The 20,646-nt window shown below is 54.8% G+C and carries 18 protein-coding genes; 11 read left to right on the forward strand and 7 right to left on the reverse strand.

The genetic code is table 11. The annotated features are described in order from the left end of the window. Positions 1-5: 5 nt before the first annotated feature. From atpA to glmS, 6 genes are all read left to right on the forward strand, one after another. Positions 6-1,550 (forward strand): F0F1 ATP synthase subunit alpha, encoded by a 1,545-nt coding sequence (gene atpA / locus D777_RS13960; protein WP_036133323.1) that lies wholly within the window; start codon positions 6-8, stop codon positions 1,548-1,550. A gap of 74 nt (positions 1,551-1,624) precedes the next feature. Next, complete coding sequence (atpG, locus tag D777_RS13965; RefSeq protein WP_036133325.1) at positions 1,625-2,488, forward strand: F0F1 ATP synthase subunit gamma; 864 nt, start codon at positions 1,625-1,627, stop codon at positions 2,486-2,488. Between the two features lie 55 nt (positions 2,489-2,543). Next, positions 2,544-3,935 (forward strand): F0F1 ATP synthase subunit beta, encoded by a 1,392-nt coding sequence (atpD, locus tag D777_RS13970; RefSeq protein ID WP_036133326.1) that lies wholly within the window; start codon positions 2,544-2,546, stop codon positions 3,933-3,935. Positions 3,936-3,982: 47 nt separating this feature from the next. Next, positions 3,983-4,405, forward strand: coding sequence for a F0F1 ATP synthase subunit epsilon (locus D777_RS13975; protein WP_036133328.1), 423 nt, complete (start codon positions 3,983-3,985; stop codon positions 4,403-4,405). Positions 4,406-4,543: 138 nt separating this feature from the next. After that, on the forward strand, positions 4,544-5,908 hold the full coding sequence (gene glmU / locus D777_RS13980) for a bifunctional UDP-N-acetylglucosamine diphosphorylase/glucosamine-1-phosphate N-acetyltransferase GlmU (RefSeq protein ID WP_036133330.1): 1,365 nt from the start codon (positions 4,544-4,546) through the stop codon (positions 5,906-5,908). Between the two features lie 31 nt (positions 5,909-5,939). Then, complete coding sequence (glmS, locus tag D777_RS13985) at positions 5,940-7,772, forward strand: glutamine--fructose-6-phosphate transaminase (isomerizing) (protein ID WP_036133332.1); 1,833 nt, start codon at positions 5,940-5,942, stop codon at positions 7,770-7,772. 111 nt (positions 7,773-7,883) lie between these two features. Here glmS and D777_RS17705 read toward each other — a convergent pair whose 3' ends face one another. The 4 genes from D777_RS17705 to D777_RS14005 are packed head-to-tail and all read right to left on the reverse strand — an operon-like array spanning position 7,884 to position 12,056. Further along, positions 7,884-8,804, reverse strand: coding sequence for a helix-turn-helix domain-containing protein (locus tag D777_RS17705; protein WP_051669118.1), 921 nt, complete (start codon positions 8,802-8,804; stop codon positions 7,884-7,886). 32 nt (positions 8,805-8,836) lie between these two features. Then, positions 8,837-10,171 carry an aminotransferase-like domain-containing protein gene (locus D777_RS13995; protein WP_150112652.1) on the reverse strand — a complete coding sequence of 445 codons (1,335 nt, stop codon included), beginning with the start codon at positions 10,169-10,171 and terminating at the stop codon, positions 8,837-8,839. Positions 10,172-10,194: 23 nt separating this feature from the next. Then, on the reverse strand, positions 10,195-11,319 hold the full coding sequence (locus D777_RS14000) for a radical SAM protein (protein WP_201443379.1): 1,125 nt from the start codon (positions 11,317-11,319) through the stop codon (positions 10,195-10,197). Next, the gene (locus tag D777_RS14005; protein ID WP_201443380.1) at positions 11,316-12,056 is read right to left on the reverse strand and encodes a Phenylacetic acid catabolic protein; all 741 of its coding nucleotides are present in this window, start codon (positions 12,054-12,056) and stop codon (positions 11,316-11,318) included. The genes D777_RS14000 and D777_RS14005 overlap by 4 nt, the downstream gene beginning before the upstream one ends. 58 nt (positions 12,057-12,114) lie before the next feature. On the opposite strand from D777_RS14005, the gene D777_RS14010 reads away from it, so the two are divergent. Then, positions 12,115-12,669, forward strand: a complete 555-nt coding sequence (locus D777_RS14010; protein ID WP_201443381.1) for a TonB-dependent receptor domain-containing protein — start codon at positions 12,115-12,117, stop codon at positions 12,667-12,669. Here the strand turns inward: D777_RS14010 and D777_RS14015 are convergent. Beyond that, entirely contained in the window at positions 12,666-13,268 is a 603-nt protein-coding gene (locus tag D777_RS14015; protein WP_036133338.1) for a cysteine hydrolase family protein, read from the reverse strand. The two genes, D777_RS14010 and D777_RS14015, sit on opposite strands and share 4 nt — an antisense overlap. A 94-nt stretch (positions 13,269-13,362) precedes the next feature. Between D777_RS14015 and D777_RS14020 the strand changes: the two genes are divergently transcribed. Next, on the forward strand, positions 13,363-14,319 hold the full coding sequence (locus D777_RS14020; RefSeq protein WP_036133341.1) for a GlxA family transcriptional regulator: 957 nt from the start codon (positions 13,363-13,365) through the stop codon (positions 14,317-14,319). Here the strand turns inward: D777_RS14020 and D777_RS14025 are convergent, their stop codons facing one another. Then, positions 14,320-15,192, reverse strand: a complete 873-nt coding sequence (locus D777_RS14025; RefSeq protein WP_036133345.1) for a LysR substrate-binding domain-containing protein — start codon at positions 15,190-15,192, stop codon at positions 14,320-14,322. A 148-nt stretch (positions 15,193-15,340) separates the two neighbouring features. Between D777_RS14025 and D777_RS14030 the strand changes: the two genes are divergently transcribed. Both D777_RS14030 and fghA read left to right on the forward strand, forming a co-directional pair. Continuing rightward, positions 15,341-16,459, forward strand: coding sequence for an S-(hydroxymethyl)glutathione dehydrogenase/class III alcohol dehydrogenase (locus D777_RS14030; RefSeq protein WP_227501784.1), 1,119 nt, complete (start codon positions 15,341-15,343; stop codon positions 16,457-16,459). A gap of 53 nt (positions 16,460-16,512) precedes the next feature. Then, on the forward strand, positions 16,513-17,358 hold the full coding sequence (gene fghA, locus D777_RS14035) for an S-formylglutathione hydrolase (RefSeq protein WP_036133350.1): 846 nt from the start codon (positions 16,513-16,515) through the stop codon (positions 17,356-17,358). Between the two features lie 61 nt (positions 17,359-17,419). Here fghA and D777_RS14040 read toward each other — a convergent pair whose 3' ends face one another. Then, on the reverse strand, positions 17,420-19,486 hold the full coding sequence (locus tag D777_RS14040; protein ID WP_036133352.1) for a TonB-dependent siderophore receptor: 2,067 nt from the start codon (positions 19,484-19,486) through the stop codon (positions 17,420-17,422). Positions 19,487-19,656: 170 nt separating this feature from the next. On the opposite strand from D777_RS14040, the gene D777_RS14045 reads away from it, so the two are divergent. Next, a complete protein-coding gene (locus tag D777_RS14045) occupies positions 19,657-20,412 on the forward strand; it encodes a 5-oxoprolinase subunit PxpA (RefSeq protein WP_081849569.1) in 756 nt (251 codons plus the stop codon). Positions 20,413-20,646: the final 234 nt, after the last annotated feature.

Consider the following 20,646-nt stretch of genomic DNA (forward strand, 5'->3'; position numbering starts at 1 on the left):
TTGGCATGCAGCAACTGAATCCATCCGAGATCAGTGACATCATCAAGAAGAGAATCGAGAAGCTCGATATCTCTTCCGAAGCAAAGAACGAAGGTACGATCCTGTCCGTTTCTGACGGTATCGTGCTTGTACACGGTCTTGCCGACGTTATGTACGGCGAGATGATTGAATTTGCCAACGGCACTTTCGGCATGGCTCTGAACCTGGAGCGTGATTCCGTCGGTGCGGTTGTTCTGGGTGACTACGACGACCTGGCCGAAGGTCAGAAAGTTCGTTGTACTGGCCGCATCCTGGAAGTACCGGTTGGTCCGGAACTGCTGGGCCGCGTTGTTGACGGTCTGGGTAACCCGATCGACGGCAAGGGCGACCTGGGTACCGACCTGACCTCACCGGTCGAGAAGGTTGCACCTGGCGTTATCGCTCGTCAGTCCGTTGACGAGCCGGTACAGACTGGTCTGAAAGCCATCGATACCATGGTTCCCATCGGTCGCGGTCAGCGTGAGCTGATCATCGGCGACCGTCAGATCGGTAAGACCGCGGTAGCTATCGACGCGATCATCAACCAGAAGAACACTGGCATCAAATGTATCTACGTTGCCGTAGGTCAGAAGCAGTCTTCCATCGCCGCCGTTGTGCGCAAGCTGGAAGAGCACGGTGCCATGGACCACACCATCGTGGTTGCCGCCGGTGCCGCTGACCCTGCAGCGATGCAGTTCCTGGCGCCTTACGCCGGTACTGCCATGGGCGAATACTTCCGCGACCGCGGTGAAGACGCTCTGATCGTATACGATGACCTGTCCAAGCAGGCCGTTGCCTACCGTCAGATCTCCCTGCTGCTGCGTCGTCCGCCAGGACGTGAAGCTTACCCGGGTGACGTTTTCTACCTGCACTCCCGCCTGCTGGAGCGTGCGTCCCGTGTAAACGCTGATTACGTAGAGCAGTTCACCAACGGCGAAGTGAAAGGCAAGACCGGTTCCCTGACCGCGCTGCCGATCATTGAAACCCAGGCCGGTGACGTATCTGCATTCGTACCGACCAACGTGATCTCCATTACCGACGGTCAGATCTTCCTGGAAACCAACCTGTTCAACTCCGGTATCCGTCCGGCGATGAACGCCGGTATCTCCGTATCCCGGGTAGGTGGTTCAGCCCAGACCAAGATCATGAAGAAGCTTGGCGGTAACATCCGTCTGGCTCTGGCCCAGTACCGTGAACTGGCTGCCTTCGCACAGTTTGCTTCCGATCTTGACGAAGCAACCCGTAAGCAGCTCGAGCATGGTCAGCGTGTAACTGAACTCATGAAGCAGAACCAGTACAGCCCGCTGTCTGTGGCTGAAATGGGTACGGTTCTGTTCGCAGCCAACGAAGGCTTCCTGGACGATGTTGACGTAGAGAAGGTTGTGGCTTTCGAAGCACAGCTTCTGGACTGGATGCGTGCGGAGCAATCCGAGCTTCTGGCCAAGATCAACGAGAAAGGCGATTTCAACGACGATATCGCTGCCGGCCTCAAAGCTGCACTTGAGAAATTCAAGACCACTCAGAGCTGGTAAGGAACGGGGCCTGCGGCAACAGTCGCGGGCCGCTTTCGTAGCAATGAGTGTCTAACTTGAGAAGGCAGTGAGTTATGGCCGTCGGCAAAGAAATACGTAACCAGATATCGAGCATCAAGAGCACGCAGAAGATTACCAGTGCCATGGAAATGGTGGCTGCTAGTAAGATGCGCAAAGCTCAGGAGCGCATGCAGGCCACTCGCCCGTATGCCGAGAAGATGCGTCAGGTGATCGGGCACATTGCCAAGGCGAATGCTCAGTACAAGCACCCATTCATGGTCGAGCGCGATGTAAAGCGTGTGGGCTATATTGTGGTGTCGACTGATCGTGGCCTCTGCGGTGGTCTGAACATCAACCTGTTCAAAGCGCTTGTCCGTGAAATGAAAGCGTGGAATGAAAAGGGTGTGGAAACCGATCTGTGCGCCATCGGGCAGAAAGGTACATCCTTTTTCCGGAGCTATGGTGGCAATGTCGTTGCGGCATTGACTCATCTCGGTGACAGCCCGAGCTCCGACCAGCTCATCGGCAACGTCAAGGTTATGCTGGACGCCTTCGCTGAGGGCAAGATTGATCGTCTCTATCTTGTCAGCAACGAATTCGTGAACACCATGACCCAGAGCCCGAAGGTGGAGCAGCTTCTGCCCCTGCCGGAAGGCGAAGACGAAGAAGAGATCAAGAACCAGTGGGATTATCTCTACGAGCCCGATGCCAGACAGATTCTCGATGGCCTTCTACCGCGTTTCATTGAATCCCAGGTGTATCAGGGCGTGGTAGAGAATCTGGCATGTGAACAGGCAGCCCGGATGATCGCCATGAAGAGCGCAACTGACAACGCCGGTGGCATCATCGACGAGCTTCAGTTGGCTTACAACAAGGCGCGTCAGGCAGCCATTACGCAAGAGATTTCAGAGATTGTGAGCGGTGCGGCTTCGGTTTGATCCACGCCACAATCCAACTGGTTTTATTGACTACTAAGATAACGAGGAACCGAGCATGAGTAGCGGACAAATCGTTCAGATCATTGGCGCGGTTATCGACGTGGAATTCCCACGTGACTCCGTACCCAACGTATATGACGCACTGCTGCTTGAAGGTGGCGAAACAACTCTGGAAGTCCAGCAGCAGCTGGGTGACGGCATTGTTCGTACCATCGCCATGGGCAGCACCGAAGGCCTTAAGCGTGGCCTGAAAGCAGAAAACACTGGCAAGGCAATCTCTGTACCGGTTGGTACTCAGACCCTGGGCCGTATCATGGACGTTCTGGGTCGTCCCATCGACGAACAGGGCGAGATCGGCGAAGAAGAGCGTTGGGGTATTCACCGCAAAGCTCCGGGTTATGCAGATCAGTCTGCCTCTGCCGACCTGCTGGAAACCGGCATCAAGGTTATCGACCTGATCTGCCCGTTCGCCAAGGGTGGTAAGGTTGGCCTGTTCGGTGGTGCCGGTGTAGGTAAGACCGTAAACATGATGGAGCTGATCAACAACATCGCGAAAGAGCACTCAGGTCTTTCCGTATTCGCGGGTGTTGGTGAGCGTACCCGGGAAGGTAACGACTTCTACTATGAAATGAAGGAGTCCAACGTTCTCGATAAGGTTGCCATGGTTTACGGCCAGATGAACGAGCCCCCCGGAAACCGTCTGCGTGTGGCCCTGACCGGTCTCACCATGGCTGAGAAATTCCGTGACGAAGGCCGTGACGTTCTGTTGTTCGTCGACAACATCTACCGTTACACCCTCGCCGGTACCGAGGTATCCGCACTGCTGGGCCGTATGCCTTCAGCGGTAGGTTACCAGCCGACCCTGGCTCAGGAGATGGGTGAGCTGCAGGAGCGTATTACCTCCACCAAGAACGGCTCCATCACCTCCATCCAGGCGGTATACGTACCCGCGGATGACTTGACCGACCCCTCACCGGCGACCACCTTCTCGCACCTTGATGCGACCGTGGTACTGAGCCGTGACATCGCTTCCAAGGGTATTTACCCGGCGATCGATCCGCTGGATTCCACTTCTCGTCAGCTGGATCCGCTGATCATCGGTGAAGAGCACTACGAAGTGGCTCGTGGCGTGCAGACCAACCTGCAGCGTTACAAAGAGCTGAAAGACATCATCGCCATCCTGGGTATGGACGAACTGTCAGAAGAAGACAAGCTGACCGTAGCCCGTGCCCGTAAGATCGAGCGTTTTCTGTCCCAGCCGTTCCACGTTGCTGAGGTATTCACCGGTGCTCCCGGTAAATACGTTCCGCTGAAGGAAACTATCAGCAGCTTTAAGGGCATCCTCAACGGCGACTATGACGATATGCCTGAGCAGGCGTTCTACATGGTTGGCTCCATTGAGGAAGCGGTCGAGAAAGCGAAGGAAATGAAGAGCAAGGGCGAGTAATCTGAGCCCTTGCACGAATTTCCGGATCGATCAGAGAGGCAACTGACATGGGTATGACCGTGCATTGTGACGTCGTAAGTGCCGAAACAAAGATCTATTCCGGATTGGTAGAAATGCTGATCGCAGCGGGCTCTGAAGGTGACCTGGGTATTGCCCCGGGTCACACCCCGCTGCTGACCCAGCTGAAGCCTGGTCCTGTACGGATTATCAAGCAGGGTGGTGAAGAAGAAATTCTTTACGTATCCGGCGGATATCTGGAGGTTCAGCCCAATCTGGTAACTTTGTTGGCAGACACTGCGGTTCGTGCAAAGGATGTGGACGAAGCTGCGGCAATCGAAGCCCAGAAAGAGGCTGAGAAAGCACTTTCCGACAAGGCCGGTGAATTCGAGTACACCCGTGCTGCTGCGGAACTGGCGGAAGCTGTTGCCCAGCTCCGTACCATCCAGCAGCTGCGTAACAAAATGCGCTAAGCATTATTGTTTCGGGTTTGCCGAACACCAAAGCCGCATCCTGAGTGGCTGGAACACCAGCGTGAATCGTTGGCGGTCCGGTCCCGAGGGCTGCGGCTTTTTTATTGAATTCAAAAAACTCCGGGAGCCTGTTTTTCCATGAGCCCGTTACACGTCGTAATCCTGGCGGCTGGCCAGGGTTCAAGAATGAAATCTGCCCTGCCAAAAGTGCTGCATCCGGTGGCCGGTAAGGCCATGCTTCACCATGTTGTGGATACCGCAAAGCAACTTGGCGCAGAAAAAATTCATACCGTGATCGGTCATGGTGCGGACCAGGTTCGTAGTTCACTCCAGGACGATGCGCTGAACTGGGTCCTGCAAACCGAGCAGCTCGGAACGGGGCACGCGGTGGCCCAGGCCCTGCCGGATCTGCCCGACGACGTCCGGGTGCTGGTACTGTATGGCGATGTGCCTTTGACCCGCCGGGAAACGCTGGAATCCATGGTAGGTGATCTGGACGACAGCAACCTGGCATTGCTAACGGTCGATATGGACAACCCCCACGGTTACGGCCGGATTGTCCGAAACGGCGCGGGCCAGGTACAGGCTATTGTTGAACAGAAAGACGCGACCGCCGAGCAACAGGAAATCCGGGAAGTGAATACCGGTATTCTTGCGGTATCGGCGAAACACCTGAAAAGCTGGCTTCCGACTCTCTCCAACAGCAACGCACAGGGTGAATACTATCTGACGGATATTATTGCCATGGCGGTGGAGCACGGCCTGTCGGTTACCGTTTCGCAGCCGCTCAACCCGTTCGAGGTTCAGGGCGTGAATAACCGCCTTCAACTGGCGGAACTGGAGCGTTGGTATCAGCGTCAGCAGGCTGAGCGCTTGATGACCGACGGTGCAACTCTTGCTGATCCTGCCCGCGTGGATGTGCGTGGTGAACTCACCATTGGCAATGACCTGTGGATTGACGTCAACGTGGTCTTTGAGGGCCAGGTCCGGCTTGGCAGCAATGTGTCGATTGGTCCCGGTTGTGTCATTAAGGACAGTACCATCGCCGATGGCACCGAAATCAAAGCCAATAGCGTCGTCGAAGGAGCCGTGGTTGGTGCCAATGCCCAGATTGGTCCGTTTGCCCGTCTACGTCCGGGCACGGAGTTGGCTGCCAACACCAAGGTTGGTAACTTCGTTGAAACCAAAAAGGCCATCGTGGGCGAGGGCAGCAAGATCAACCACCTGAGTTATGTGGGTGACGCCTCACTGGGCCGTAATGTGAATGTAGGTGCAGGAACCATCACCTGTAATTATGATGGTGTAAACAAGCACAAAACCACCATCGGTGACGGCGTGTTTGTGGGCTCCAACACGTCTCTGGTGGCCCCGGTCACGGTGGCTGCTGAAGCCACCATTGGTGCAGGCTCCACCATCACCAGGGATGTGAATGACCGTGAGCTCGCCGTTGCCCGTGGCAAGCAACGAAACATTTCCGGCTGGGAACGGCCGAAGAAAAACTGATCGAAACGCTTAAGAAACAGGTGAATGTGGTATGTGTGGGATTGTAGGTGCGGTTTCGGAAAGGGATGTCCAGGGAATCTTGCTGGAGGGCCTGCGCCGGCTGGAATACCGGGGCTATGACTCTGCTGGTATGGCCGTCATTGATGGTGACCATCAGGTCCAGCGTGCCCGGGAGTTGGGTAAGGTAGCGGCCTTGTCGGACGCTATTGATGCTAACCCTCTCGACGGCCAACTCGGCATCGCCCACACCCGCTGGGCCACCCATGGCGAGCCCTCACAGCTGAACGCCCACCCGCACATGTCTGGTGACCGTCTCGCTATTGTCCACAACGGCATCATCGAGAATTATCAGGACCTGCGGGAAGAGCTGAAGGCCGATGGGTTCACCTTCACATCTCAAACCGATACCGAAGTTGTTGCTCACCTGATTGAAAAGAACTACCGGGCCGTTGGCGATCTGTACGACGCAGTAAAAGCAGCCATTACGCGTCTTCGCGGAGCCTATGCCCTGGCTGTGATTCATGCCGACGAACCTGATCACATGGTGGTTTGCCGTGAGGGTAGTCCTCTGGTCGTCGGCGTCGGGATTGGCGAGAATTTTATTGCTTCGGACCAGCTTGCCCTGTTGCCTGTTACGGACCGATTCATGTTTCTTGAGGAAGGCGACATCGCCGATATCCGCAAGGAAAAGGTGTCCATTCATGATCGTGAAGGCACGCCGGTAGAGCGAAAGATCACCCGCTTCGAACACGGTGCGGATTCTGTGGATAAAGGCGAATATCGTCACTTCATGCTCAAGGAAATTTACGAGCAGCCACGGGTGGTGAAAGCCACCATGGAAGGTCGGCTGACGGATTCCAGCGTACTGGAACAGGCCCTGGGTACCGACGCGGCCGACCTGCTGGAAAACGTGCGTCACGTGCAGATCATTGCCTGCGGCACCTCCTACCATGCCGGCATGGTGGCACGTTACTGGATCGAGGAGCTCGCGGGCGTACCGTGTTCAGTGGAAGTGGCTTCCGAATATCGCTACCGAAAGCACGTCATCCAGCCGGATACCCTGTTCCTGTGCATCTCCCAGTCTGGCGAAACCGCTGACACCCTGGCAGCCCTGCGCCAGGCGAAGGAAGCAGGCTTCCGCGCTGCGCTCGCGATCTGCAATGTACCGGGAAGCTCCCTGGTTCGTGAATCGGATCTGGTCATCATGACCCAGGCCGGCCCCGAGATTGGCGTGGCCTCCACCAAGGCATTCACTACCCAACTCACCGCATTGTTGATTTTCACTCTGGCGCTGGCTCGCCATAATGGTCTGGCACCGGAAAAAGAGGCCGAGATCGTAAAAGCGATCCATCTGGTGCCGGGGCAGGTGAACGATGTGCTCGCACTGGATGGTGAAATCGAGGAGCTGTCCAAGGCCTTCATGGACAAGAACCACAGCTTGTTCCTCGGCCGAGGTTCCCAGTTCCCGGTGGCGATGGAAGGGGCACTGAAGCTCAAGGAAATCTCCTACATCCACGCCGAAGCCTATCCGGCCGGTGAACTCAAGCATGGCCCCCTGGCGCTGGTGGATAGTGAAATGCCAGTGGTCACAGTGGCGCCAAACAACGACCTTGTGGAAAAGCTCAAATCCAACCTGGAAGAAGTCCGGGCACGAGGTGGTGAACTGTTCGTGTTTGCGGACAAGGAAGCGGGCGTGAAATCAGAGGAAGGCATTCATGTGATGCAGATTCCGTCAGTACATGAGATTACTGCTCCCATCGTGTACACCGTGCCTCTACAGCTACTCTCTTACCACGTTGCGGTATTGAAGGGTACGGATGTGGACCAGCCCAGGAATCTGGCGAAGAGTGTGACTGTTGAGTAGAACTACCCAGGCTTCATGCCTTTGATTGTGGTGAATGCGATTGAACCATTCGCATTTGGTTAGTGAGTCCTACAGCGCTGAAAAATATAGATTTTAGATTTTTAACAAAATTTATTGTCCTCTGACAACAAAAATGGTTTGAGTTTTGTATTCTCTACGATAGCAAGTTGGTGTCTGTCCGGTAGACTTTTTGAATTGTTTTGAAAAGTTGGAGGCATCTGAAAAGCCAGAAGAAAGTGCAATGTCCAGAATGGAGTGTTCGTCACTCCGGAGCAACTGGCTGGCGTATTCTATGCGCTTTTTCAGAATATAGGCATGGGGTGAGGTGCCTGTTGCGGCTTTGAATACACGACAAAAATAAAAAGGACTTAGCGCTACCTGCTGAGCCAAGTCATCTACAGAGATTCGATAGCGAAGGTTCGCCTCGATATAATCATTGAGCCAGCGGAGTTGCCGGGTTGTCAGGGGCGACCGAGTCGTTTTATCGGTGGTCGCGCTCTTTGTATTTTCGCAGATGATCTGAGCGGCTAACGCTTTGCCGTAAAACTCGGCAAACATCGGACCATGTGGGTTGCCGTCCCGGATTTCATTGTCGATTGCCAGCGCGGTTTCCAGAAGCAAGTTGTTTTGTTTGAAAAACAGAGGATGACCCTGGAAGCGGCTAACGCCCATTTCTTCCGCCACGCTTGAAACAAGTTTCTCTGGGATGGTCATCAACAGCAGCTCACCCAATGGCGATGTATAACTGACCTGGTGGGGGCAGTTGTGGGGCAGATACACTGCAGAGCCCCTGTTTTGCGATTCTTTTCGGACGGTACCATCTACGCGTCGGTTAGCCTGAGCGGCCGAATTGAGCTTTACCATTAAGTAATGACCGGTCAAAGCATGTTCAATGGTTTCAAAATGATCTTTTTCTACCCGCTCGAAAAAGATGCTCTGCCATCCATACTCACGGCTTCCCCTGCCATCGTTGTTGGCGAGAAGTTGTTGTCGATCGTCTTCATGTTGGAAGTTGAATTGTTTCAGGCCCATAAAAATTCCGTTTAAAATGGTCGGTGTTCTCGCTACTCCTGAGTTTCGCGTTGTTCCGTCCGCTGGATCGCAATCGCAAGCCGCTTAACAGCTTCGTCCGCCAGGGAGGGCGTGATCGTTGAGAACGAAAGGCGAACCGAACTTAAGTCAGGTATCTCACAATAAAAATATTTCCCCGGAACAAACATCACGTGATGGCTTAGAGCTTGCTGAAGAACGAGTGATGCGTCCAGTCCGTTTGCAAATCGCCCCCAAAGGAACATCCCACCGTCGGGCACGTTGAGTTCGAGGGCGTCTGGCAAATGTTCCGAAATAGCTTTTATCAGCGCATCGCGCCGGCATTTGTAGGCCTTTTTAAGAAGTTGAAGCCGGCCATCAAGACGGCCGCTCTTCAGATAATAACCTGCAATGTATTGCGAAAGCGTACTACTGTGAAGGTCCATAGATTGCTTGGCACGGCATAGAGAGTGAAAATAGCTCTCCGGGGGAATACACCAACCCAAGCGTAATCCGGGGGCGACAGTTTTTGAAAAAGACGAAATGTAGATAACCCGGTTTTTTGAGTTAAATGACTGTTCGGCTATTTCAAAGAGTGACGCAACATGCTCTCCGTCGTATCGAAGATCTCCGTATGGGTCGTCTTCAACGATCATGATGTCATGACGGATAGCAAACTCAACAAGTTTTGTCCTTTCGGGAAGTGGCAAGGTTGTGCCGGTCGGATTACTGAAGTTGGGAACAAGGTACATCAGCTTAATACGGTTATTGGCAACCAATGATTCCAATCGTGTGAAATCAATGCCGTACTGATCACCTTGGAATACTAATGTCTGCGCTCCTGCCATATCGAAAACCTGTAATGCGGCCAGATAGGTTGGCTCTTCAACCAACACACTATCACCCTCATCAAGAAAGGCTCTGGCTACAATGTCGAGCGCCTGCTGCGAACCGCTTGTAACTAGAATATGGTCGGGTTCCGCGCTGATTCCCTGCGCTACCATGCGGGAGGCAATTTCTTCCCTTAAGAACATTTCTCCTTCGGTCAGTCCATATTGATAGGTGGTATTTCTTGCACTTTCAACAGCTCGGAAAGTGGCCGCTTCAAGCCCTTCGGTATCTATGAGATCTGGTGCGGGTATTCCTCCCGCCAGCGAAATCATACCAGGGATTTTGGAATGCCTGAGCAGATCCCTTATCGCGGAACTGCTCATTGTCTGCATTCGACGAGAAAGAATGCTCTCGGAGGAGCTTGTTGATCGACTGCTCATTTCAGATCCATTTGTTTTTCTAAAAGTATCTTTTGGCGTGTAGATAACCCTTGAGCGGCTAAGATAATACCTGGCCGGCAGCCCTGTTACGTGCTCCACAGGGTCCCCTTTGGAGCGTAATGTTAACTGGTAGCAATTAGGCGATTGTTGATGCTGGTGTCTGTGACCTGGCAATACGGTGACCAGATGAACTGGCTCCAATATGCCTCGGCTACTTCTATCCAGGTTTTTAGAGCTTCTTCACTCCTTAGAGATGCTTTCAGGCCAGTAAGAAGCCAGCTATAAACTGCCTGACTGTCGCGGCAATCGCTACAGTGGCCGGAGGTGCAACAAACCTCAAGAGTTTCCAGGTCTGGTTTGTAAGTGTTAAAGCCCGGAAGTATGGGGTTTCCGTTTGATTTGCGTGAAATGTTATCCGGGTGATCGCAGCTTATGCTTGGGCATACTTCGTAGCTAAACGTCCCCAGCCAGGAGTTGCCCGTTACTATTGCTTTGATATGTTCCGGGTGATTGGTGATCGTTTTAGGATATTTGACTTTCAGATTGCTTAGGAGCTCAAGCAATCGTCGCTCATTCTCAAGTTTTAAAGGATGATTGCTGTCGTATTTGCTATAGAAATTGAATGTCAGACGATTTCCGTTATCTCTGATCTTCTTAACGGTATCCTCAATATATTCAATCCCATCTTCGGTAACTGCATATACGAAAGTAGCCCTCGGGTCGTTTCTGTAGTTGGCAAGCGCTGAATCGAAAAGACCCGTGAATGCCTTGCCATTAGGCTTTATAGCTCTGAGATCATCATCAAGCGGTCCTCCGCCAAATAGTGAAATGAACACAGTGGCATTGGTAAAGGGGGCGCCGAATGGCAGCTTTATTAACCCATTGGTCGAGATAGCCAGAGTGTCCATGTGTATTGCAAATTCAGCTATTCTCTCTTCGAAAAGAGTAGGCTCACCACCAATCAGGAGTGCCGAGTTCACACCTCTTTCACTTTCCCGCTTTATGAAATCTCGCCAGTCAGCTATGTCTGTTTTCTCCCTCGCGCCTTTATCGTGACCATATTCGAAGAACCAGCAGCCTTTACATCGAATGTTACAGGCATTGGTGAGATGGTATTCTGATGATCGGATGGTTGATGAGAAGCCCTTTACTAACTCGAAGCGAGTAATCCAATCTTCTTGATTAGCGAGTAATTCAAGCGCTTTTCCGGTGGCCCTCGTGCGGTAGTGATCGGCTGTGTAGTTCATGCGCTAACTCCTGTCTCGTGATGTGGCACAGTGAGACCAAGGGCCGCGAGTTTCGGGATCGTTTTCTTCTTGAAATTTTCTCTCAGTTCTCCGTTGAGGGTTTTTCTAAAACCCCACTTTACATATGCCCGCGAACGTTGGGATTTCTCATGTCCGAATAGACCTAATATATGGGGCCATAGCCTATCGAGTGCCTGTTGTGCCTGTGCACGGCTTTCGTCATTTGAGCTGGCTTCACGAATAATTCTGAATCCATGGGCAACATGCACATGTTCATCCCGAATGATTTGATCTTCGAATATTTTCGCAAATGGCTTATAGCTGCAGTCCTTAAACTCAAGAAGGTGTTCTAGAACCACGGATTCTCCCAGGAAAGAGAAAATACCGCGCTCCATCCAGTTTCTGACGCCCGTAACAAGCTCATTTGAGTAGTAAGGTCTCTCCGTGAAGTGCTGAGAAAGCATGTGATGGGTATCAATATTTATGTCGGAGAGAACTTTTGCTGTTAGCTCGAAGTGCTGTATTTCCTCAGCGGCCCGCTCGCAACAAATTAGTTTTTCATATGCGTTTGGGGCCATTTTATAGAAGACTTGTGTGTAATCGTCGGCTCCGGTAAGTTCGCCTTCCGCATGCACCAGCATCAGGTGGCTTGCAAGTGATCGATACTCTTCAGGCATCTTGAAGAATTCTTCGGGGGTACTGACTTCATGGCGCCCAACTTCTACTGTTTCCTTCATCGGCTCTCTCCTTGAGTATATGGTAACGATGTTCCGTAGTGGGAAATGATAGAGCTGGATGAAAGTGCTTGTCTTGGCTCGGATTGCGGGATTTGTGTTACTTTGCTCTCTTTTGCCCACTGGCGCGATTCGAGCAGCATTGCATTGTTGTGGCTTTAAAAAAGTACGGTGTAGGTTCTGTGTTATCGACCCCTATTATTGCGAAGCCGCTACCTACCTCTATAGCGGTATCGGGGAACTTCAGTCCCAGGGTGTGGAACTGGAAGCCAAGGCTAAGGTTACTGACAACCTGAATGTGCAGGTGAGTTACGCCTACACCGATGTGACCTTTGAGAAATCGGAAGCCTACCGCCAGGGCAACACAGCCAGCCAGGTACCCGAGCGCCAGCTGACCCTGTGGACCGGTTATCGCTTCAACGAAGGTGTGCTTGATGGCGCCAATGCCGGTCTGGAGTTCGCTATGCCGCGGATATCTACGCGGACCACGCCAACAACCTGCTGGACAAGGAATACGTTGCCTCCTGCTATAACAGTCTTGATTTCTGTTACTACGGTGCAGAACGCAACGTTACAGCGTCGGTCGCTTATCGATTCTGATCAGGCTGACCGTTAATCCGGAACATCGGAAACCGTTCCAACCACGGCAGATGGCAGATCGGATATGGCGGTGTGGGCGGCCTCATGCATCTGCGCAGCCGGGATGACCTTGCCGTCGATGGGCGAAGGCAACGCCCGGGTGGCGGTTGCGGCGGCCACCACCGTGGGGTTGTAGCCCAGCGAAAATGCACCCCGGGCCGTGGAATTCACGCACATGTGTGACATGAAGCCCGCCAGGATCAGGTTTTCGATGCCCGCTTCCTTCAACTGTTTGTCCAGCTCAGTACCCACAAAGGAGTTCGGGAAGTTCTTGGTGATCACCGCTTCCCCCTCCTGTGGTGCGACAACATCGGCAATCTGCCCAATCGGTGCCGTGATGTCGTACGGCGAACCGGGGCCTGCATCGTGCTGGATATGGAATACCGGCCGCCCTGCAGCACGGAACCGGTCCAGGAGGTTCCGGCATTCCTCCAGGGCAGGCTCGACGCCTTCAAGTTGCATGACCCCTTCCCGGTAGGTTTGCTGGGCATCAATGATGATCAGTGCGGAAGAATGGATGGGGCTGGCGGTATTGCCAAGGCCGACCAGCTCGCGAAGGGTTTGACTGACGTTCATGAATCTCTCCTGTGTGCTCTGAGTGAGTGGTCTCTATTATTTGCCTGAATCCGGCTCTATACTTGAGTCAAAACCGGCATAAAAAAGGCTAAAAGTGACAGATTCTCGGATTCATATTGGCATCGTGCATTACCCCGGAGCGATGCTTTCTGCCGTGCAGGGACTGGCTGAGCAGTTCTACCTGGCCAATCGGATGTGCCGGCAGCAAGGTATGGAAGAACGCTTCAAAACCCACCTTTGCGATAGCCTTGATATCCCTGAGCGCGGGCGCGACGGATTGGCACCTCCGCAAGTGATCATCCTGCCCCCGAGTCTGGACGATGACCTCTACGCCTCCCCCTCGACATTACTGGTGGAGTGGCTGCGAGAGAATCATCGGAACGGCGCTATTATCTGCTCCGTTTGTGCCGGTGCTTTCGTATTGGCCGAAACCGGATTGCTGCACGGGCGGAGGGTGACCACTCATTGGGCGCTGGCGGACGAACTGTCCAGAAAATTCCCGGACATTACGGTGGATAGCAGTAGGATCCTGATAAACGATGGCGATGTTGTGACCGCAGGCGGTCTGATGAGCTGGGTCGATCTGGGGCTGGAGCTGGTCGCCCAGTTCAGCAATTCGAAAGTTATGCGTCAGCTTGGTAAGTATCTGATTGTTGATACCGGCGACCGGGAGCAGAGCTATTACCAGAGCTTTACCCCGAGACTGGATCATGGCGACGACGTGATCGTGCGGGTGCAGCATCGGCTGCAACGGGGATATAACCGACCGGTGAAGATCGGGGAACTGGCAGAGCAGGTGCACCTGACCGAGCGGACCTTTCTACGCCGGTTCGTTCGGGCAACAGGGCTGAAGCCGGTTCAGTACCTGCAACACCTGCGCATCCAGAAGGCCTGCGACCTGATCGAGACCAGCAATCTGCCCGTTGAGCGGGTTGCAGAGCATGTGGGTTACGAGGACCTCAGCGCCTTCCGGAAAACCTTTATCAAGATTACTGGCCAGACGCCTCGGGAATTCAAGCAGCGGTTCGTTCGGGAACTTCCCGCCCGGTAGTCACTGGCTCAGTGATTCGGTAAAGAAATCCAGCAGCATCCGCACTTTGGGTGACAGGTGGCGGTTGTGGGGATAGACCGCCCAGATGCCGTCATCGTCCTCCCGGTAGTGGGTGAGCAGAGGAATCAGTTCACCGGAATCCAGTGCCTGTTGCACATAATAATCTGGCAACTGCACGATACCGATACCTTTCAGGGCTGCGTCCAGCAGCGCCCGGCCACTGTCGCATCGGATATTGCCTTTGACCCGTATGCTGCTGGGTTTACCGCTGTCCTGGAACCGCCAGTAATCAAGGTTGCCCTGCAGACAGTTGTGCTGGTTCAGCTCCGACAGCGAGTGTGGGGTACCGTGGGCAGACAGATAACCTGGAGAAGCGCAGACATACAGGGAGCGTGACGCCAGGCGTTTGGCCATCAGAGTGGAATCCTGCAGTTTCCCCAGCCGAATGGCCAGATCAAAGCCTTCCGCGACCAGGTCCAGTTTCTGGTTGGAGAGCCTCATGTCGACTTCGAGCTCCGGGTGGCGCATTACGAAGTCATTCACCAGCGGTGCGATAGCGGTTTCACCATAAGTCACCGGGGCTGTGATACGCAGCTTTCCCCTGGGGGTACCCTGCAGGTTGGTCATGGAACGTTCGGCTTCCTCGAGGGCGTCCAGAACCTGTCGGCAATGCTGATAGTAGACCTGCCCGGCTTCTGTCACTGAAACCTTCCGGGTTGTCCGGTACAACAGCTTGGTCCCCAGGCGACTCTCAAGAGCGTTCACCTGCCGGCTTACCTGGGCTGTAGATACGCCCAACCTGCCGGCAGCGTGGGTAAAGCTGCTGGCTTCAGCGACGGCGACGAATTCGTTTACGCCTTCCCACAGTGCCATGAATTGGCGACTCCTGATTATTACAGCCTGGTAAAAGTGAATTGATTCAGAGAGTGATTATCTATGATTTGTCAGTAACTACAATGGGTGTATCCACTGGCGGGTTTCCGCCGTCCAAACGCAAAGGGTGAAGAACATTATGTCTGAGATCATCAAATCGAAAGCGGCGATTGCCTGGGGCCCGGGCCAACCATTGTCTATCGAAGAAGTGGACGTTATGCCCCCGAAGGCGGGTGAGGTGCGGGTACGCATTGTGGCAACTGGTGTGTGTCACACGGATGCCTTTACGCTGTCCGGTGACGATCCCGAAGGTATCTTTCCGGCCATCCTCGGCCACGAGGGCGGCGGTATTGTCGAGTCCGTTGGCGAGGGCGTAACCAGTGTTGAGGTGGGCGATCACGTGATCCCGCTCTACACCGCCGAGTGTGGCAAGTGTAAATTCTGTACCTCCGGCAAAACCAACCTGTGCCAGGCCGTACGCGAAACCCAGGGCAAAGGCCTGATGCCGGACGGCACTACTCGTTTCTACAAGGACGGTGAGCCGATCTTCCATTACATGGGGTGCTCCACCTTTTCCGAGTACACCGTACTGCCGGAAATCTCCCTCGCCAAGGTGAACAAGGAAGCGCCGCTGGAAGAAGTCTGCCTGTTGGGTTGTGGCGTCACTACCGGTATGGGTGCCGTGATGAACACCGCCAAGGTGGAAGAGGGCGCGACAGTCGCCATCTTTGGTCTCGGTGGTATCGGTCTGTCAGCCATTATTGGCGCCACCATGGCCAAGGCCAGCCGCATCATCGGTATCGACATCAACGACAGCAAGTTCGACCTGGCTCGCCAGCTGGGTGCGACGGATTGCATCAACCCGAAGGACTACGACAAGCCGATCCAGGAAGTGATCGTCGAACTGACCGACGGCGGTGTGGACTATTCGTTCGAATGTATCGGTAACGTCGACGTGATGCGTTCCGCCCTGGAGTGCTGCCACAAGGGCTGGGGTGAGTCGGTCATCATTGGTGTTGCCGGTGCCGGTCAGGAAATCTCCACCCGCCCGTTCCAGCTGGTTACCGGTCGCGTCTGGCGTGGTTCCGCGTTCGGTGGCGTGAAGGGCCGCTCCGAACTGCCGGGCATCGTCGAGCAGTACCTGCGTGGCGAGTTCAAGCTCAATGACTTCATCACCCATACCATGGGCCTTGAAGACATCAACGAAGCCTTCGACCTGATGCACGAAGGCAAGAGCATTCGTAGCGTTATCCATTACGACAAGTGATCGGGCAAGCCGCCTGCCGGTAGGGGTAGGCGGCACCGTCGACGGAGTGTTCAATGAGCATTGAAAACCTGAGCAGTAACAAGAGCTTCGGTGGCTGGCACAAGCAATACAGCCATCAGTCCGAGAGCCTTGGTTGCAGCATGCGCTTTGCCATCTACCTGCCGCCCCAAGTGGCGAACGGGCAGAAAGTGCCGGTGCTGTACTGGTTGTCCGGGCTGACCTGCACCGATGAAAACTTTATGCAGAAGGCGGGTGCGCACAGGGTAGCGGCGGAGCTGGGCATTGCCATCGTGGCGCCGGATACCAGCCCCCGGGGCGAGGATGTGGCCAACGATGACGGTTACGATCTGGGTCAGGGCGCCGGCTTCTACGTGAACGCCACCGAAAGCCCCTGGAATCGTCATTACCGCATGTACGATTACGTGCTGAATGAACTGCCGGCACTGGTGGAATCTGTGTTCCCGGTGAGCGATCAGCGCTCTGTGGCTGGTCATTCCATGGGGGGGCATGGTGCTTTGGTGCTGGCGCTGCGGAATCCGGCGCAGTTCCGATCGGTATCGGCGTTCAGTCCGATCAGCAACCCGGTCAACTGTCCCTGGGGTGAGAAGGCATTCAGCGCCTATCTGGGGGATGATAAATCGGCCTGGGAAGCCTATGACGCCAGTCTGCTGATGCGTGCCGCGCAGGAGCAGGTCCCGGCCCTGGTGGATCAGGGGGAAGCCGATAACTTCCTGGAAGAACAGTTGAAGCCGGAGGCGCTGGAAGCCGCTGCCGTGGCCAGTTCCTACCCGCTGGAGCTGCGTCGTCATGAAGGCTACGATCACAGCTATTATTTCATCGCCAGCTTCATCGAAGAGCATCTGCGTTTCCACGCAGGCTATCTGACAAACGACGCCTGACCGTTACCAGACGTCGATGTTCTGAAAAGGGCCGGGTTCATACCCGGCCCTTTTTTCATCACTACCAGCGGTAGCTGACCGTACCCACCACACTGCGAGCTTCGCCGTAGTAGCACCAGTAGTCACAGCTTGCGACGTATTCGCGATCCGCCAGGTTGGTGACGTTGATCTGGGCAAGCCAGTTGTTCGTGACTTCGTACTGTGCCATCAGATCCATGATGGTATAGGACGGGACCTCGATATTGCCATCTTTGCTGCCGCCGACGTAGCGCACACCGCCACCGACTTTCAGCCCCGGAACGGTGTTCTGGAACGCATAGTCCAGCCAGGCCGATGCCATGTGGTTAGGGATCAAAGCGACCGGGCTTTCCGGGGCGTTATCGGACTCGTTATCTGAGGTGGCGTCGTTGTAGGTATAGGCGGCGGTCAGCTGGAGCTGATCGGTCAGGTAGGAAACCGTCTCCAGCTCAAAGCCCTGGGTTTCACGTACCCCTTCCTGGACCTGGAAGCCGCCGGGTGACGTCACCAGCGAGTTCTCTTCCTTGATGTTGTAGATCGCAGCAGATACGTAGCCATCCAGATGGTTCGGCGCGTATTTCACACCGAATTCCAGTTGTTCCCCGATCCTTGGCTCGTAAAGCTTGCCATTACTGTCGGTGCCAGCGATGGGCTGGAAGGAGTCGGTCCAGGACACGTATGGCGAGAGGCCGTTGTCCGCCAGGTACATGATACCGCCGGAGAAGGATACCTCGTCGTCATCTGCGCGCTGGACGGTGCCGGTGCCCTGATCGGTGTTTTCGGTTTCAGCCTGGTCATAGCGCACGCCGGCCAGAAAGACCCAGTGATCGTCCAGGCGAAGCTGGTCCTGCAGGTACAGGCCGGTTTGTTCCTTGGTGATCTGGCGGCGGGTAAGGTCCGCGGCGGTCAGTGGTGTGAAGTTGCCGTAGGTCGGCTCGAACAGGTCAATGGGATCGCCAAAGGCGTAGTTGTTACCTTCCAGACCATCGTTCTCGAGATCCTGATAATCGATACCGATCAGCAGGGTGTTCTCGGTGCGGTCGGTATACCAGGTGCCGACCAGGCGGTTATCCACGGTCCAGCTGTCCAGGCTGCCATCGCGGTAGGTGAGTCCCCGTGTGCCTTCCCGGGCGGTGTTCTGGAACAGGATGTAGCTGCTTCGCAGCAACAGATCGAGCTTGCTGTAGCGCAGGTCCTGCTGGAACTCCCAGTTTGTGTTAAGGCGGTGCGAGAAGCTGTAGCCAATGGACGACTGCTCGCGTTCGTTGGTGTCGTAATCCGGCTCGCTGTAACTGGTGGACGGGTCCACTTTGCCGAATGGCGTGTCCTGAACCGTACCGTAGGCCAGCTTGAAACCGTTATAGGGCACCGCATCGTCTTTCTGGAAACTGCTCAGGATAGTGAGAGACGTAGCGTCACTGATGTCCCAGGTCAGACTCGGCGCGATGTAGTAACGCTCGTTCTCGGTGAAATCGATATCGCCTTCGGCGGAGCTGTAGAGACCGACCAGGCGATAGCTCAGGTTATCGGCGGTGCCGAGAGGGCCGGCGGTATCAATGCCAACCTGCTGGTGTTCGTTGGTACCCAGTTGTACCTGAATTTCACCCTGGGCGATGTCGGTGGGGCGTTTGCTGATGGCGTTGATCACACCGCCCGGAGGCGCTTCGCCATACAGAATGGAGGCGGGCCCTTTAAGCAGTTCCACCCGCTCGAGGCCGTACACTTCCGGCAGCCACTGGTAAAAGCCTTCACGATAGATCCGCAGGCCATCCTGATAGGTGGACTGGTCGAAGCCCCGTACCTTGAACCAGTCAGTGTCGTTGTCGGAACCGTAGTGCCCGGAAAGCACGCCGGCGCGGTAGCGGAAGGTCTCGTCCAGAGACTGTACATTGCGTTCCTTGAGCTCTTCCTCGTTGACCACCGAGGCCGGACGCGGAGTCTCGGCCAGGGGCGCTTCAACTTTCAACGCCGTGGCGGAGACCACCAGGGCATTCAGATGGGCTGGTTCACTCTCATCGGCCAGCAGCGGCATGGACATCGCGACGACAGACGCGCCAAGTGCCAGGCGGATGGCCTGGACCAGGGGCGTAGGGAAGGAAACGGCAGACATGGGAAAAATTCCGATTTGTATAGGTTATGGGCACTCGTGCCCAGAAATTTCCCGAATATTAATCTTCGTTAAACAGTAATGCAAACTACTATCATTAATATTAAATGGCTGGGAAGCGAGGTCTGGTATCCTGAGACTGAGAAACGCGGTAACCGGCTTGGAGCGAGACTGTGGGTAGACTTCTGATCAATGCAGACATGGGTGAGAGCTTTGGCCCCTGGGTCATGGGCCTGGATGAACATGTGATGCCTCATGTGGACCTTGCCAACGTGGCGTGTGGATTTCATGCGTCTGATCCGCACGTGATCCGGAAAACCGTACGCTTGGCGAATGCGCATGGGGTGAAGGTAGGCGCCCATCCCTCTTATCCCGACCTGGTTGGCTTTGGTCGGCGTTCGATCGCCTGCTCGCCGGATGAAGTGGAAGACCTGGTGCTTTATCAGATCGGTGCGCTGTCCGGCATCTGCCAGGCTGAAGGAGGCAGGCTGCACTACGTCAAACCCCACGGCGCCTTGTACAACGATATGGTGCAGGATCGGTCACTGTTCGAAGCTGTCGTGAAGGCCGTTCGTGACTTTGATGCAAACCTTCCGTTGATGACGATGGCGGCCAGGGACAACACCATGGAGCGGGAAGTCGCACGCCAGTACGGCGTGACCCTCTGGTTTGAGGCGTTTGCAGACAGGGCTTATGACGCGGATGGGCGGCTTGTGTCGAGGAGAACGCCGGGCGCCGTGCATGAGGACCCCGGTACCATACTGGCCCAGGCGCTCACGATTGCCAAAGGGGAGCCGCTGATAGCGATGGATGGCAGCCAACTGATTCTTGAGGCCAATACGCTGTGTGTGCACGGCGATAACAGCGAATCCATTGCTGCGATCCGCTCGATTCGGGAGGCCATTCAGGCACTGGGAGGTTCGGAGTGAGAGTTCGCATTTGATTTTGCTCTCTCATAGAAAAGTCGCCGAGCTGCGAAAGTGTCGCTCAGGCGATCGCTGAGTTTTTGATCGAAAAGCCAATTCCCACAGGATTTCAGATAGAATACCGGGCTGACCGGTTTGCCAGTGGTTGAATCCGGGCCGCCCTCATTGCCTGGTTCCTGCCAAGGGGTAAGACCAAAAGGGCATCTACACGGCACTTTTGGCCCATTACCCGATACA

Source organism: Marinobacter nitratireducens (assembly GCF_000708045.1).
Taxonomy (GTDB): Bacteria; Pseudomonadota; Gammaproteobacteria; order Pseudomonadales; family Oleiphilaceae; genus Marinobacter; species Marinobacter nitratireducens.

Coding starts and splice junctions, on each gene's coding strand:
- glmU (WP_036133330.1), top strand. CDS start 4,544: ATGAGCCCGTTACACGTCGTAATCCTGGCGGCTGGCCAGGGTTCAAGA.
- D777_RS17705 (WP_051669118.1), bottom strand. CDS start 8,804: ATGGGCCTGAAACAATTCAACTTCCAACATGAAGACGATCGACAACAA.
- glmS (WP_036133332.1), top strand. CDS start 5,940: ATGTGTGGGATTGTAGGTGCGGTTTCGGAAAGGGATGTCCAGGGAATC.
- D777_RS14015 (WP_036133338.1), bottom strand. CDS start 13,268: ATGAACGTCAGTCAAACCCTTCGCGAGCTGGTCGGCCTTGGCAATACC.
- D777_RS14010 (WP_201443381.1), top strand. CDS start 12,115: ATGAAAGTGCTTGTCTTGGCTCGGATTGCGGGATTTGTGTTACTTTGC.
- D777_RS13975 (WP_036133328.1), top strand. CDS start 3,983: ATGGGTATGACCGTGCATTGTGACGTCGTAAGTGCCGAAACAAAGATC.
- atpD (WP_036133326.1), top strand. CDS start 2,544: ATGAGTAGCGGACAAATCGTTCAGATCATTGGCGCGGTTATCGACGTG.
- atpG (WP_036133325.1), top strand. CDS start 1,625: ATGGCCGTCGGCAAAGAAATACGTAACCAGATATCGAGCATCAAGAGC.
- D777_RS14000 (WP_201443379.1), bottom strand. CDS start 11,319: ATGAACTACACAGCCGATCACTACCGCACGAGGGCCACCGGAAAAGCG.
- D777_RS14040 (WP_036133352.1), bottom strand. CDS start 19,486: ATGTCTGCCGTTTCCTTCCCTACGCCCCTGGTCCAGGCCATCCGCCTG.
- D777_RS14025 (WP_036133345.1), bottom strand. CDS start 15,192: ATGGCACTGTGGGAAGGCGTAAACGAATTCGTCGCCGTCGCTGAAGCC.
- atpA (WP_036133323.1), top strand. CDS start 6: ATGCAGCAACTGAATCCATCCGAGATCAGTGACATCATCAAGAAGAGA.
- fghA (WP_036133350.1), top strand. CDS start 16,513: ATGAGCATTGAAAACCTGAGCAGTAACAAGAGCTTCGGTGGCTGGCAC.
- D777_RS14005 (WP_201443380.1), bottom strand. CDS start 12,056: ATGAAGGAAACAGTAGAAGTTGGGCGCCATGAAGTCAGTACCCCCGAA.